Source organism: Thiothrix nivea DSM 5205 (assembly GCF_000260135.1).
Taxonomy (GTDB): Bacteria; Pseudomonadota; Gammaproteobacteria; order Thiotrichales; family Thiotrichaceae; genus Thiothrix; species Thiothrix nivea.
Map to the genome: position 1 here is coordinate 3,569,865 of NZ_JH651384.1, position 15,195 is coordinate 3,585,059.

11 protein-coding genes are annotated in these 15,195 nt (G+C 57.3%); 1 reads left to right on the forward strand and 10 read right to left on the reverse strand.

What is annotated here, in order from left to right; all coding sequences use genetic code 11:
- Positions 1–119: 119 nt before the first annotated feature.
- Positions 120–3,077 (forward strand): response regulator, encoded by a 2,958-nt coding sequence (locus tag THINI_RS23720; RefSeq protein ID WP_081485880.1) that lies wholly within the window; start codon positions 120–122, stop codon positions 3,075–3,077.
- On the opposite strand, the gene THINI_RS17900 is transcribed toward THINI_RS23720, so the two are convergent.
- The 10 genes from THINI_RS17900 to THINI_RS25790 form a co-directional block, all read right to left on the reverse strand.
- Positions 3,069–6,176 carry an efflux RND transporter permease subunit gene (locus THINI_RS17900; protein ID WP_002709939.1) on the reverse strand — a complete coding sequence of 1,036 codons (3,108 nt, stop codon included), beginning with the start codon at positions 6,174–6,176 and terminating at the stop codon, positions 3,069–3,071. The two genes, THINI_RS23720 and THINI_RS17900, sit on opposite strands and share 9 nt — an antisense overlap.
- Positions 6,177–6,186: 10 nt before the next feature.
- Complete coding sequence (locus tag THINI_RS17905) at positions 6,187–7,377, reverse strand: efflux RND transporter periplasmic adaptor subunit (protein ID WP_002709940.1); 1,191 nt, start codon at positions 7,375–7,377, stop codon at positions 6,187–6,189.
- Between the two features lie 86 nt (positions 7,378–7,463).
- The gene (locus THINI_RS17910) at positions 7,464–7,682 is read right to left on the reverse strand and encodes a hypothetical protein (protein WP_040839570.1); all 219 of its coding nucleotides are present in this window, start codon (positions 7,680–7,682) and stop codon (positions 7,464–7,466) included.
- A gap of 178 nt (positions 7,683–7,860) precedes the next feature.
- Complete coding sequence (locus THINI_RS17915) at positions 7,861–8,184, reverse strand: Hpt domain-containing protein (RefSeq protein ID WP_002709942.1); 324 nt, start codon at positions 8,182–8,184, stop codon at positions 7,861–7,863.
- A gap of 16 nt (positions 8,185–8,200) precedes the next feature.
- Positions 8,201–10,009, reverse strand: coding sequence for a response regulator (locus THINI_RS17920; protein ID WP_002709943.1), 1,809 nt, complete (start codon positions 10,007–10,009; stop codon positions 8,201–8,203).
- 14 nt (positions 10,010–10,023) lie between these two features.
- Positions 10,024–12,333: a hybrid sensor histidine kinase/response regulator gene (locus THINI_RS17925; protein WP_002709944.1), complete on the reverse strand. Its 2,310-nt coding sequence runs from the start codon at positions 12,331–12,333 to the stop codon at positions 10,024–10,026.
- 15 nt (positions 12,334–12,348) lie between these two features.
- Positions 12,349–13,194 (reverse strand): ethylbenzene dehydrogenase-related protein, encoded by an 846-nt coding sequence (locus THINI_RS17930; protein ID WP_002709945.1) that lies wholly within the window; start codon positions 13,192–13,194, stop codon positions 12,349–12,351.
- Between the two features lie 178 nt (positions 13,195–13,372).
- Positions 13,373–13,591: a hypothetical protein gene (locus THINI_RS26740; RefSeq protein ID WP_002709946.1), complete on the reverse strand. Its 219-nt coding sequence runs from the start codon at positions 13,589–13,591 to the stop codon at positions 13,373–13,375.
- A gap of 49 nt (positions 13,592–13,640) precedes the next feature.
- On the reverse strand, positions 13,641–14,678 hold the full coding sequence (locus THINI_RS17935) for a DEAD/DEAH box helicase family protein (protein WP_002709947.1): 1,038 nt from the start codon (positions 14,676–14,678) through the stop codon (positions 13,641–13,643).
- Entirely contained in the window at positions 14,675–15,013 is a 339-nt protein-coding gene (locus THINI_RS25790) for a CRISPR-associated endonuclease Cas1 (protein WP_002709948.1), read from the reverse strand. The genes THINI_RS17935 and THINI_RS25790 overlap by 4 nt, the downstream gene beginning before the upstream one ends.
- Between the last annotated feature and the right edge of the window lie 182 nt (positions 15,014–15,195).

A 15,195-nucleotide genomic window follows, 5' to 3' on the forward strand; every position in this document is an offset into this window, starting at 1 on the left:
GCCACCGTTCGCGGTGGCTTTTTTCTGTCGGTGCTTTTCCATTGCGATATGGTCAGAACCCTGTCGCGGTTGTATAATTTTATTTAATCAATTTATAACTATAAAGAATTACAGGGATCATGATGAGCATATCCACTTCCCCGGTTTCGGATCAGGCGGACACCGACCAGACACTCATGGCGCTGGTAAACAAGTACAAGGCTATCGTTACCGCCATGAGCGATCTGGTATTTGTGCTGGATGCGGATGACCACATTATTGATGCGCACTGCCCCTCGCAACATGCATTGGCATTGCCAACAGAAAGCATTGTGGGCAAAAGTTTCCATACCTTGATACCTGCCGCAGAATTGCACCATGCTTGCGCGGCAGCAGTCCGCAACAGTGGGAAAAACCGCCGTTATGAATATTCCCGGCTGCTGGAAGGCAAGGAACACTGGTTTTCGGTGTCGCTCAACCTGCATGATGACGGGCACAGCGTCATTGCCGACATCCGCGACATTACCCAGCGCAAATTTCAGGAACGGGAAGCCCAGGAGCAAAACCGGCTGTTCAGGATCATCACGGAAAACATGCAGGATTACATCGGCGTGTTGGGGTTGGATATGCGCCCTATCTATGCAACGCCCGCCCTGTTCAAACGCCTGGGTTATTCAGCGGATGAATTCAACACGCTGGCGTATGAAAAGCTCATGTGCCCCGACTCATACGCGCGTTTCCTGCATCTGGCGGAAGAGCACCTCTCCCCGCAACGGCTGGCAGACCCGCACTGCGACATCAGGTTTGACATTACCCTGAAAATTATCCGCAAGGATGGCAGTACCTACTGGTGCCACAGTGACAATCAGCTGATCCGCGATGCCGAAGGCCGCCCGGAGTATATCCTGGAAGTTGGCCGCGACATCACCGCCCGCAAGCAGGCCGAAGACATGCTGCTGCGTAAGGACAAGCTGCTGCAATCGGTAGCCGCCGCCGTGCAAACCCTGTTGTCGGAACCGGATATTGAAATAGCGGTGCAACAGGCAATCGCTTCGGTAGGTCAGGCGACGGGTCAGGATCGGGTATACCTGTTTGAATACCATCAAGACCCGGCCAGCGGCGAAAACCTGATGAGCCAGCGCTATGAATGGGCGGGTGAGGGCGTCAGTATCCAGCTTGACAACCCGGCATTGCAGAACCTGTCGTTTGACCAGCTATTCCCGCGCTGGTACGGGCTACTCTCGCAAGGCAAGGTGGTGGCAGGGCGGGTAGCCGAATTCCCCGCCAGTGAACGCGCCATCCTGGAGCCGCAGGAGATCCTCTCCCTGATTGTGCTGCCGGTGAATGCAGGCGGAAACTTCTGGGGTTTCATCGGCTTTGACAACTGCCACGAACATTACCCGTGGGGGACGGAAGACCGCGCCATCCTGCAATCCCTGGCTGCGTCTTTCGGTTCCGCCATCATGCGCCACCGTTCGGAAGCCATTCTGCGTGACACCAATGCGCGGCTGGAACAGGCCACCGAACGCGCCAATGCCGCCAGCAAGGCCAAGAGCCTGTTCCTGGCCAACATGAGCCATGAAATCCGCACGCCGATGAATGCCATCACCGGCCTCAGCCACCTTGCGCTCAACACCAGCCTGAACCAGCAACAGCGCGATTACATCAACCAGATCCAGAGCGCTTCCCAGTCACTGTTGCGCATCATCAACGACATCCTCGACTTCTCCAAGATCGAAGCAGGCAAAATGGTGCTCGAACAAGCGCCCTTCCTGCTGGAAGACGTGCTCGGCAGCGCCATGATCCTGCAACGGCAACGCGCCGGGGACAAGGGCATCGAATTGCTGCTGGAACTGCGCAATACCTCGCTGGTCGGCGATAGCGGCAGTTTTGCCGGGGATGCGCTGCGTCTGGAGCAAATCCTCACCAATCTGCTCACCAACGCGATCAAATTCACTGACGCAGGCGGTCATGTGCTGGTGTGGGCGGATGTGCTGGAAAACACGCCCGCCCGTTGCCGCCTGCAACTCTGCGTCGAAGACAGTGGTATCGGCATGAGCGAGGAAACCATGCAGGGGCTGTTCCAGGAATTCACCCAGGCGGACGATTCCACCACCCGGCGGTATGGCGGAACCGGCCTCGGCCTGAGCATCGTCAAGCGCCTGCTGGATCTGATGGGCGGCAGCATCCGCGTCAGCAGCGAGCCGGGTCAGGGTTCCCGTTTCAGCATCGACTTGCCGCTGGTGCGCACGCAACAGACCATTATCCGCCAGCCGCTGCACAACCTGCACGTCTACAAAGCGTTGGTGGTGGATGATCACGCCCCCGCGCGCGCTGCCATGCAGCGTATGCTGATGCATTTCAACATCCAGAGCCTTGCCGCCAGCAGCGGCGAGGCAGCCCTCGACATCCTCCGCCAGGGCGGGGCGATTGACTTCATCTTTACCGACTGGATAATGCCCGGCCTGCGTGGTGAAAAACTGATGACAGCATTCAGGGAACTGCCGCAGGCACAGCAGGCGTCCATCGTGGTGGTATCCGCCTATGACAACAGCGAAATTCATGAGCTGTGCAGCCAGCAGCAGGTCGATTATTTCCTGTCGAAACCGGTTCTGCCCCGTGATATGGAAAAGTTCCTGCGCCAACGGGGCAAACGCAACCATGCCAAAACGCCGACGGCAGAGGACGCCGCTTCCCCGCTGAAGGGTTTGCGCATTCTGGTGGTGGAAGACAACCCCATCAACCAGCTGATTGCTTCAGAAATGCTGGCCCAGTTCGGCGCGCAGGTGGATGTTGCCGATAACGGCCAGGAAGGCGTCGACAAAATCACCGCCAACCCGGATGACATCCCCTTCGATGTGGTGTTGATGGACATCCAGATGCCGCTGATGGATGGCTATGCAGCCACCCGCGCCATCCGCAAACTGCCGCGTTTCCGGGAGCTACCCATCATTGCCCTAACCGCCAACGCCATGGTCGAAGAAAAGGAACACTGCCTGAGTGCGGGCATGAATGCCCACGTCGCCAAGCCGTTCCAGCCGGAAGAGCTGCTGCAAACCGTGCTGGAACTGCACTGCGGACATGCAGCCTTAGCTTGATGTGTGGCGGGATTTCCAGATCAGGTAAACCGCCGGAACCACCAGCAACGACAGCAGCGGCGCTGTCACCATGCCTCCCACCATCGGTGCGGCGATGCGCTGCATTACGTCGGAACCCGTACCACTGCCCAGCATGATCGGCACCAGACCGGCGACAATCACTGCCACCGTCATGGCTTTGGGGCGCACCCGCATCACCGCTCCCTCGAAAATGGCGTCACGCAAATCGGCCAGCGCGAGTTTTCCATCTGCCTGATGCCGTTTCCACGCATTGTCGAGGTAAACCAGCATAATCACACCAAATTCCGCCGCCACACCCGCCAGTGCAATAAAACCGACCGCAACAGCAACCGAGAAGTTGAAGCCCAGCCACCACACGAACCAGATGCCACCCGCCAGTGCAAATGGCAGCGACAGCATGACCACCAGCGCTTCCACCATGCTGCGGAAGGTCATGTACAGCAGCACGAAAATGATCAACAGGGTGGCAGGCACCGCCAGCAGCAGCTTGTCTTTCACCCGCAGCAAATACTCGTACTGCCCCGCCCACGCAATGCTGTAACCGGCTGGTAGCTTGATGTCTTCCGCCACTTTCGCCTGCGCAGCCTTGAGATAGGAACCAAGGTCAACGCCGCGAATATCGACGAATGTCCAGCCATTCAACCGCGCATTCTCGGTCTTGATTATCGGCGGGCCTTCCGTGACCTTGAAATCGGCCACCTTGCCCAGCGGAATCTGTGCGCCGGATGGTGTTACCAGTGGCAATTCCTTCAGCTTGTCGATGTCATCACGCAGGTAACGCGGGTAACGCAGATTGATGGGGTAACGTTCCAGCCCTTCCACGGTCTGGGTGACATTACTGCCCCCAACCGCCGAACTGATCAGGGTCTGAATGTCAGCGATGTTGAGGCCGTAACGCGCGGCGGCTTCACGCCTGGGGGTGATTTCAATGTAGCGCCCGCCGGAAACACGTTCGGAAATGACCGAGGCGGTACCTTCCACATCCTTCAGCACGCTTTCCAGTTGCGCGCCGATTTTTTCGATCTGCTGCAAGTCGGGGCCGGAAACTTTCACCCCAACCGGTGTTTTGATACCGGTTGCCAGCATGTCGATGCGGGTCTTGATCGGTTGTACCCAGGCGTTGGTCAGACCCGGAAACTTCACGGTTTTATCCAGTTCCTCGATCAGCTTTTTCAGGGTCATGCCTTCCCGCCATTCAGACTTGGGCTTGAGCAGGATGGTGGTTTCAATCATGGTCAGCGGCGCAGGGTCAGTAGCGGTTTCGGCACGCCCGACCTTACCGAATACACGCTCAACTTCCGGCAGCGTCTTGATCAGGCGGTCGGTCTGGATCAGCAGTTCCTGCGCCTTGCCGATGGAAACACCCGGCAGCGTGGTGGGCATATACAGCAGGTCGCCTTCTTCCAGTTCCGGCATGAATTCGGAACCGATGTGTTGCAGCGGGTAATACGCTGAAGCTGTCAGCGCTACCGCCACCAACAGCGTCAACCACGGCTTCCAGAGACAGGCACGCAGTAACGGGCGATACAGCCAGATCAGTACTCGGGTCAGCGGGTTACTGGTTTCCTTGGGCAATTTGCCACGGATGAAATAGCCCATCAGCACCGGAATCAGCGTGACAGACAAGCCCGCGGCTGCGGCCATCGCGTAGGTTTTGGTGAAAGCGAGTGGTGCAAACAGACGGCCTTCCTGCGCTTCCAGCATGAAGACCGGAATAAAACTGAGAGTGATGATAAGCAGGGAGAAGAACAGGGCGGGGCCGACTTCACTGGCGGATTGGGCGATGGTTTCCCAGTGATCATGCCCTGCCTCCTTCCGCTCCAGATGCTTGTGTGCATTCTCAATCATCACAATCGCCGCATCCACCATCGCGCCGATGGCAATCGCAATACCGCCCAGTGACATGATGTTGGCGTTGATACCTTGTTGGTGCATGACGGTGAAGGCAATCAGCACACCCAGCGGCAAACTGACGATAGCAACAAAGGCCGAACGCAGATGGAACAGGAACACCAGACACACCAGCGCCACCACCGCGAATTCCTCCAGCAGTTTGTGGCCAAGGTTTTCCACCGCGCGATCAATCAGGCCGGAACGGTCGTAGGTCGGGATGATTTCCACACCTTCCGGTAAGCCTTTTTTCAATTCTTCCAGTTTGGTTTTGACGTTGGTTATCACTTCACGGGCGTTTTCGCCGTAACGCATGACGACAATGCCGCCGACCACTTCGCCTTCACCATCGAGTTCAGCGATACCCCGGCGCATTTGCGGGCCGATGCGCACAGAGGCAATATCACGCAGCAATACCGGCACACCGCTTTGCTTGTCGACCATGATCGGGATGGTTTCGATGTCCTCAACTTTGCTCAGATAGCCTTTGGAACGCACCATGTATTCGGCTTCGCCCAGTTCCAGTACCGAGCCACCCGCTTCCTGATTGCCGTTCTGGATGGCCATTTTCACTTCACCCAGCGTCAGGCCGTAGGCACGCAGGCGTTGCGGGTCGACCACCACCTGATACTGCTTGACCATGCCTCCGACCGTGGCGATTTCCGACACCCCCGACACGGTTTGCAGTTCATACTTGAGGAACCAGTCCTGCAAACTGCGTAACTGGGCAATATCGTGCTTGCCGGTCTTGTCGATCAGCGCGTATTCGTAGACCCAACCAACACCTGTAGCATCTGGCCCCAAGCGCGGCTCTACCCCGGAGGGTAATTGGCTGGCCGCTTGACTCAGGTATTCCAGCACCCGTGAACGCGCCCAGTAGATGTCGGTATCATCCTCAAACAGCACATACACATACGAGTCACCAAACATGGAATAGCCACGCACCACGGTAGTTTTGGGCACGGAAAGCATGGTGGTGGTAATCGGATATGTGATCTGATCCTCCACCACCTGCGGAGCCTGCCCAGGGTAGCTGGTTTTGATGATCACCTGTACATCGGACAGGTCAGGAATCGCATCCAGCGGCGTGCGCAGGGTGGAAACCACGCCCCACGCCGCCAGCAGCAAGGTTGCTATCAGCACCAGAAAACGGTTCTGGATGGAGGCGCGAATAATCACTGTCAACATGGCGACCTCCTTATTCCGCGCTCATACGGCGGAAGCTGGCTTGCAGGTTGCTTTCGGAGTCGAGCAAGAACTGGCCGGACACGACGATTTCATCACCTGCCTGCAAGCCGTCCAGCACTTCTACGTAATCGCCGGATTTCAGGCCGGTGGTAATAGAAACGGGTACATATTCACCTTCTGCCAGCATTTTCACCACCCGCGCACCGTCCTCGGCGGGAATGATGGCCTCTTTCGGAATCGCCAACGCCTTGCGGGTGGCATCGTAAATACGTACATCGACGAACATGTTGGGTTTGAGTTTGGCGTCCTTGAGGTCAAACTTGATGCGGGCTTTGAGGGTACGGGTCTGGCCGACCAGATCAGGGTAAATGTAATCGACCTTGCCTTCCCAGGTATGGCGGGGCAACGCATCGGTGCGGATTTCGGCCATGTTGCCGACTTTCACCGCATCCATCTGCTGGTCGAACACGTCCACCAGCACCCACACGGAATCGAGGTTGGTGACGGTGTAAAGCTCGGTTTCGGGGCCGATGTACATGCCCTCGCGCGCGCCGATATTGGTGATGACGCCATCCTGCGGAGCCAGCACCGGCACGCGACGGATGGCTTCGCCGCTGCTGCGCAGTTTGCTGATGAGGCTTTCCGGTACATCCAGCAGGCGCAGCTTGTTTTCAGCGGTGGCCAACAAGGATTTCTGCCCGGCTTCCGACATCAGGTGGGCGGTACGTTTGGCGACCAGCAGCTCATGTTGCGCTTCCAGAATGTCGGGGGAATAATATTCCAGCAGCACTTCGCCCTTTTTCACCGGATCACCGGCGGCGCGGGCGTTAAGCACTTCCACCCAGCCTTTGGAACGGGCGTGGACATGTTCCAGTGCATCTTCGTTGTAGTTGATGTAACCGACTGTGTTGGTGATGCGCGCCATGCGCCGTTCACCTGCCTTGGCGGTGCGGATGCCCATGCTTTGCGCAGTGCTGGGGCTGACCTGTACGGCGGGTGTGCCAGCGGGCGTATCCTGGCTGGCGTGGTCGTGGTGTTCCTGAAGTACCAGATCCATGCCGCAAATGGGGCATTTGCCCGGCTCGTGCGCTGTGATCTGCGGGTGCATCGGGCACATGTAAAGTTCTTCTGCGGCAAACGCTGCTGGTGTGCCGGACAGCAATAAGCCCAGCACGAATATCAAGGACAGAATGGTTTTCATCGGTTTACCTGTCGATCTTGCAATCTTCACCTCCCCCTTTGCAAAAGGGGGAACGAGGGGGATTTCGGGCGCAAGCCCTCTACCGGTCAGGCAATCGGTGGGCGAATGATGGTTTCGTGGCGCTCGGCCAGCGGGGTGGGAATGGCAATCTCGGGCGCAAAATGCGGCGCAGGCTGCAACAGCGGGATTTCCGGCAGGCTCAACACAAACTGGCTGTGCTGGAACTGGTCGCAGTGGCAATCACCGTTCTTGGCGGTTTGATCTGCGCCGGAAGCGTGGTGACAGTGTTGCTTGTCCATTTTCATGTGATCGCAGCAGTGGTGCGCGGGCATAGGTTGTGTGGACGAGGCTGTTTTCAGGTGACAACAAACCGTACTTGCTGACCATACAGGGAGGGCAGCCATCAACAGAATCAGGAATGTCACCAGATGTTTTCGCATTTAGCCACTGTAGCAGCATCGCTACTGTTTGGGAATGGCGGGGTTACGCGGCTTCCTGCAAGGCTTCCAGGGTCATGGGGTAGAGCCGTTCCAGTCCTTCCACCATGTCGCTGACGCCTTCCGGGTCATTGCTTTCGCCCTTGTGCTGGAGTTGCTTGCAGATTTCGGCCATGTGTTCAGCGCCCAGGCTGGCGCAGGAGCCTTTCAGTTTGTGGGCGGCCTTGCCCATGCTTGGCAGGTCGCCACTGTCTGCCGTTTGGCGGATTTCGGCCAGCAGGGCAGGGGTAGTGTCGCCAAACATGCTGATCAGGCGCGGCAGGATGACGGCAGGCAGGTGTTGCAAGGTTTCATGGGCTAACAGTTTCATGGTTTTTCTCGTTTTTTTACGGATTTTTATGGGCGGGGAAACAGCGCTGCAAGGCTGCCGCGACTGTTTCCGGGAGTATGGGTTTGCTGATGTAGTCGTTCATGCCCGCATTCAGGCATTCCTGACGGTCGCCTGCCATGGCGTTGGCAGTCATGGCGATGATGACGGGTTGGCGCTCGGGCAGGAAGTTGGCGCGGATGCGGCGGGTGGCTTCCAGCCCGTCCAGTTCCGGCATTTGCATGTCCATGAAGATGACATCGTAATGGCGTTGTTGCAGTGCCCGAAGCGCCAGCAGGCCATTTTCCACCACATCGGCTGTGTAGGCCAGCTCTTCCAGGATGGCGGTAGCAACAACCTGGTTGATGGGGTTGTCTTCCGCCAGCAGGATGGCAAGCGGCAGGCGTTCACCTGGCTTGATGCGGGAACATTCGGGGCGGGTGGCTGCCAGGCTGGCTTCGCCCAGGGCGGTCATCAGGCTGTCGAACAGGCGGCTGCGGGTAATGGGTTTGGTCAGGTAAAGGTTGTACAGTTCCCGCACGCTTTCCTTGGGATGCCGGTCATTGGGCGGGGCAATCAGGATCATGGGCAATTCCTGTTTGCTGAAGCGTTTGCGGATGTATTTGCCCAGTTCCAGCGGTGCGTCACCCGGCAGGTTGCTTTCGATCAAGGCAAGGTCGTAGGGTTGGCCGACCGCAATCCGGCTGATGGCGTCAGCACTGGTGTGCACGGCGTCGGTGGATGCGCCCCAACCACGGCAGAAATCCCTGAGTGCCTGGCAACTGGCGGGGTTGTTTTCAACAATCAGGATGCGCTTGTCAGCAATGCCGGGAATGTTTTTCAGCAGGTAGGGCTTGAGCGTGCCATTGGCCTTGCGGGTCTTGATGGTGAAATGGAAGCGGCTACCAATGCCGAGGGTGCTTTCCACCCAGATACGCCCGTCCATCATGTCGATCAGGTGGCGGGAAATGGCCAGACCGAGGCCGGTACCTTCATGGCGTTGTACCTGTTTTTCATCCACGCGGCTGAACTGTTCGAAAATGCTGTCAAGGCGGTTGGGTGGGATGCCGGGGCCGGTGTCATTGATCTGGAATTCCAGTTCGTATTCATCGCCATGATGGCTGCGGCTGATGACAAAAATGGTCACTTCGCCGCTGTCGGTGAACTTGATGGCGTTGCCGATCAGATTGGTGAGGATTTGCCGCAGGCGCACCATGTCCCCTTCGATGAAGTCGGGGATGGAGGAGCCGACGGCGAAAGCCAGCTCCAGGTTTTTTTCCAGCGCTTTGGCGTGCAACAGGTTGAGGATGTCCTCAATGGCGGCGCGCAGGTCGAAAGCTTCCCGCTTGAGGTCAAGCTTGCCTGCTTCGATCTTGGAGAAGTCGAGCACGTCATTGATCACGGTCAGCAGGTGTTCGCCGCTGAGGTGGATGCTTTCCACGAACTCGGATTGTTTTTTGCTCATGGGGGTGTTCATCAACAAACGGGTCATGCCGATGACGCCATTCATGGGGGTGCGGATTTCGTGGCTCATGGTGGCAAGGAAACGCGCCTTGGTTTTGACGGCTTCCTCGGCAACGTGTTGGGCTGTTTTGGCTTTGTTGATAATGCCCCCCATCGTCTGCAACTGTCTGGCAAAGCGGTAGCGGGTGATGGTAAGGGAGATGTTTGCCCCTAATATGCCCCATGGCAACCAATTACTGATAACAGACGGGAATGCTCGTGGTTGCAGCAAGGCAAACGCCATTGTTGTCAGCGTTACCAGCATTAGCCCGTCCAGGATACAGGTCAGGAGACAGATCCGGCTGGTGTGGCGGAATATATTCATGGCGGCTACTTGCTCTACACCCGCTCGGGCTGCCGTGGCAGGCTGGGCAGTGAGCGTTGCAGGGCGGTTTCGATCGCTTCCGGCAGGATCGGTTTGCTGATGTAATCGTTCATCCCGGCGTTTAGGCATTGTTGCCGGTCGCCTTCCATGGCGTTGGCGGTCATGGCGATGATGACGGGCTGGCGTGCGGGCGGGAATTCGGCGCGGATGCGGCGGGTGGCTTCCAGCCCGTCCATTTCCGGCATTTGCATGTCCATGAAAATGACATCGAAGGGCTTCTTGCGCAGGGCTTCCAGCGCTTGCAGGCCGTTTTCGGCAATTTCCGCCTTGTAGGCCATTTCGTCGAGGATGGACGCAGCCACGATCTGGTTGATGGGGTTGTCTTCCGCCAGCAGGATGGCCAGTGGCAGGCGCTCGCCGAGTTTGAGGCGGGATTGTTCCGGGCGAGCGGTGACGAGGTTGAGTTCCCCCATCACGGTCATCAGGCTGTCGAACAGGCGGCTGCGGGTAATGGGTTTGCTCAGGTAAAGGTTGAAAATTTCCCGCACGCTCTCCTTGGGGTGCGCGTCATTGGGGGGGGCGATCAGGATCAGCGGGAATTCGTGCTTGCTGTAGCGCGTGCGCACGTATTTACCGAAATCCAGCGCGGAAGCATTCGGCAGGTTGCTGTCCACCAGGCCGATGTCGAAGGCATGGCCGCTGGCTATGGCCGCGATGGCTTCGCTGCTGGTGCAGTATGCCCTGACCGTGGCTCCCCAGCCGGTGCAGAAATCCCGTAGCGCCTGATGGTTGGCCGGGTTGTTTTCAACAATTAGGATGCGTTTGCCGACAATTTCCGGAATGTCGGGGTGCAGGAAGGGTTTGAGCTTGCCTTCGCCCTTGCGTGCGCGGATGGTGAAGTGGAAGCGGCTGCCAACGCCCAGGGTGCTTTCTGCCCAGATACGCCCGTCCATCATTTCCACCAGGCGGCGGGAAATGGCCAGCCCCAGACCGGTGCCTTCGCCGCGCCGTGTCAGGGCGTTGTCGGCCTGGCTGAACTGCTCGAAGATGCTTTCCAGCCGCTCTTCCGGGATGCCGGAGCCAGTATCGTTGATCTGGAATTCGAGTTCGTATTCGTCGCCATGATGGCTGCGCGGCATGACAAACACGGTGATTTCACCGCTGTCAGTAAACTTGATGGCGTTGCCGATCAGGTTGGTGAGGATTTGCCGCAGGCGCACCACGTCGCCCTCGATGAACAGCGGGATGGTGGGGCCGACGGCGTAAGCCAGTTCCAGGTTTTTTTCCAGCGCCTTGGAAGTGAGCAGATTGAGCACGTCTTCGATGCAGGCGCGCAGTTCCAGCGGTTCGTGTTTGAGGTCGAGCTTGCCTGCTTCGATCTTGGAAAAGTCCAGCACGTCGTTGATGACGGTCAGCAGGTGTTCGCCGCTGAGGTGGATGCTTTCGACAAATTCAAGCTGTTTCTTGTTCATGGGCGTGTTCATCAGCAGGCGGGTCATGCCGATGACGCCATTCATGGGGGTGCGGATTTCGTGGCTCATGGTGGCGAGGAAACGCGCCTTGGTTTTCACCGCGTCTTCCGCTACGGCTTGGGCGTGCTGCGCCTTAAGGATCAGTTGCTTGAAGTTGCCGGAGAAGTAGAAACGGCTGACCAGCAGACCCGCAATCAGCAAAGCCGTTACCCACGAAGCGCGTTGCTTGATGGTTTCCAGCCGTGTTGCCATCTGGGCGGTGCTGTTGCTGGTGGCGTCGATGGAGTGCTGGATGGTGCTGACAACTTGCTGCGCGGCTGCGTCGTCCAGTGACTCCAGGGTTTCCATCAGTTCGCGGGCGTCACGGGCAGTGTCATGGGCATCGCGCGCCAGTTGCTGCCAGTGCCCGGGTGACAGGGTGTCCAGTTCATCGGCAAGTCCGGCCATGATGCCGGTCAGTTCTTCCAGTTGTTCCCTGAGTGCTTCACCCGCGTTGGCAGGCCAGACGGCTGTCAGGTTTTGGTATTCTGCCAGCAGTTCGGTGGATAATTCGTGCAGGTGGGGTAGTTGTTCCCGGTCACTGTTGGGGTTGTTGGCAAATTTGAAAAAGGCTTCGTCCAGGAGGTCGTAGGCTTCACGCTGGGCATCAATCCGCGTTTCCAGCTCGATTTGCTGAAGGAAAGAGGCTTTGGCGTCCTGTAACGCTGCGGTAGCTTCTTGCTGGTGTTGCCGCGCCTTGCTGGAAACGTCACTGAGGCTGAACCATAACAGCATGGCAATCACCCCCAGCATGATGCTCAGCAGGGCGGCGTCAATCAGTTGCAGCCAGCGCAGGTTGGTAAAAATACGCATGTCGGTAGGGCGTGCCTAGAATTTGAAAAGAAGCGTGCCGGAGGTGAAGTGGCGCTCATTGTCATCATGGTCAAATACCGCAATGGCTGCCTTGATGCTGGAACCCTGGATCAGTTTGGCGTCGTCGGCGTACTGCGTGTCCAGCTTGCGGCTTTGTTCCAGATGCCATTTGCCGTCTTTCCAGATGCCTTTGGCCTTGACATCATCCATGCTGGCTTGCATGACCGCCCGGGGCAGGTATTTGGGCATCAGATCCTGCTGCTTCTTGAAATAGCGCTTGGTTTCATACGGCTCTTCGCCCGCGTCGCTGGGGCGCTGGATGTAGAGGCTGGAGCCATCCGGCAGTTCGGCCTTGTAGGATTCCTGCATCGGTTGCTTGCTGATGATGGTCATCTTGTCGTGGGCAATGCCAATCGGGTTGGTGCGGCCTGCTTTCCAGTTCCACATGTCGGCCTTGAATTCCTTGCCGGAAAACCAGTTGGCGTCGTAATCGCCTTCCATAGCCCACTCAATGGCGAAACGGTCTTCGCGTTGCGGGCCTTCCACGTATTTCTGCTGGGCTTCATCCCATACGTGCGGTTTGTGCTGGGTATCTTCCGTGCTGTCGTCCCATTCGCTGTAGAGGAACACTTCGTCACCGAATATACCGGCTTTCAGGAATACGGTTTTGGTTTGTTCCGGATGGTTCAGGTAAGTAAGGGGGATGTCGACGCCTGCGACATCCCTCCAGTCATCCGCTGAACCGTCAATTTGCGGGGCGGCCTTGAGTTTACCGACAGTGATGGTTTGCATGTCAGCGTGGGCGGAAAGCGGTAGCCCACAGCAAAGGGTGATGGCTATTCCTGGCAGGTAGCGTGTCATGCGCTTGTTCCTCGTTAGTATTGTTGTGATTGTCCAGCAGCGCTTGTGCTTGTTAGTTCTTTGATATTACCATTAGTTAATATTATTGTGAATAAAATCTGGATGCTTGTACCAACCGGATTCTTTACGCCTGAACGCATACAAAAAATAAAAGTGACAATCTACACGATCACCTTGCTCACATCCCCCAAATACCCAAAGACCTTTCGCCCCGGTTTACTTGCCGCTGCCAGATTTTTTCATCCCATGACACATCCGGACGGCGGTCGAAAATAACCAGATGGGCTTCATCCGCGCCGCATTGGTCGGCATAACCAGCCGTTTGTTCCACGCCTTCGGCAATCGTGCTGTCCAACGATTTGTGCAGGATTTTCAGCTCCAGCACGATGCGTTGCACTTCACCGTAAAAACCTTGCGCCTCATCAAGTGGCCATTCGATAAACAGGTCAGGTGCTGTAAGTCAACTCGCGGGGAATGACTTCGCGGTAAATACGGTTGGCAATTTCCATCACCGGAAAACGCCGGATCAGCCCCAAATCCTCCACATACAACAGATCATCGCTAGGCATGTCGCCCGTTGCCAGCGCGTTACCTGCCAGCAAACGGCTGATGACGGCATGTACCCTCGGCTCACGCAGCTTGTCAGCCAATTGGTCAAGGTGCGTGGCGCGTGAATAAATCAGGCGTTCGCGGGCGGCACGGTACTGTTCCAGGGTTATCGGGGTGCTGCGGTCACGGGCGGCCTTGTCTTTCCACGTCAGCTCATGCCCCATCGCATTGACGAGCCAGGGCTGGCCGTGCGTGTCTTCCCACAATTCAGGGAAAATGGCAGGGTCGAAAACCTGCCCGGTTTCAGCGATATGCTGGGCGTACAGTGCTTCCGTTTCTGCCTGACTAAAACTGCCCATGCGCAAGGATTCCGCCTTGATGTTGAAAGCGCTACCACCGGTAATGATTTCGTTGTGGCTGGTGTGGATGCGGTAATCACGCACATCGCGCACCCCGCACAAGATCACGCTTTGCGCAAACGGTACACCGGGGCGGCCAATGTAACCATCGCGCAACTGGCGCAACAAGGAAATCAGCGTATCCCCCACCAGCGCATCCACTTCATCAATCATCAGCACGATAGGCTTGTCATTATCCTTCGCCCAACGGCTGAGCAACTCCCGAAATGCACCAAATTCTGCGTGAATTTCCCAGACGGATTCGCGCCACTCACGCAAACGTACATCCTTGAGGCGGTTGGCCGCGCCTTCCACCAGGCTGCCAACAATCGCTTTCATGCCACCGGCAACATCGTTGCGCGCCGCTTGCGCGGACTCTACGCCCATGTATAGCGCGGTGTATTCCCCTGATTGGTTCAGTACATCCATCATCGCCAGCAATGTTGAGGTTTTCCCGGTCTGGCGGGGCGCGTGCAGTACGAAAGACTTCTCTGCCGCAATCAGGTAACGGATTTCTTCCCAATCGAGCCGGGTCATGGGGTCAATGCAGTAATGTTTATCAGGGTGGACGGGGCCTGTCGTGTTGAAATGTCTGGGCATAAGGAGCTACCGGGCTTGCGATGCGTACAGTATAGTCGATTCCAGTGCAGCCCCCCAGTCCATCCCCACTCCGAATCCTCCCCATCCCCAACCCCTTCCCCCGCAAGGATGGCCCATTCCCGATAAAACAGCGGTCTGGCCGCCTTGCTCAAACGACAGCCTTCCGTTTCCCGGTAGTAAAAGCTTTCCGGGGTCAGCTCCGCCAGCCGGTTGGTGGCAAACAGGTCGACACTGCTACGGAAGATTTCCAGCACATCCAGCGCCAGCCACACGCTGCTCTCCACCAGCGGGTTGTGCCGTAAATCACCAGCATCTCCAGCAGGTTGATAGAAACTGCAAGTCCCTAAATCTGCATCCAGCCAAGTGCCTATAAGGGTTGGGTGCAGGTGTGGTAGTGCATATTTTCACGCCCTTTAATTCCCGTAGGTGCGGAGGGGGGGTAGTGTGCGGCTCG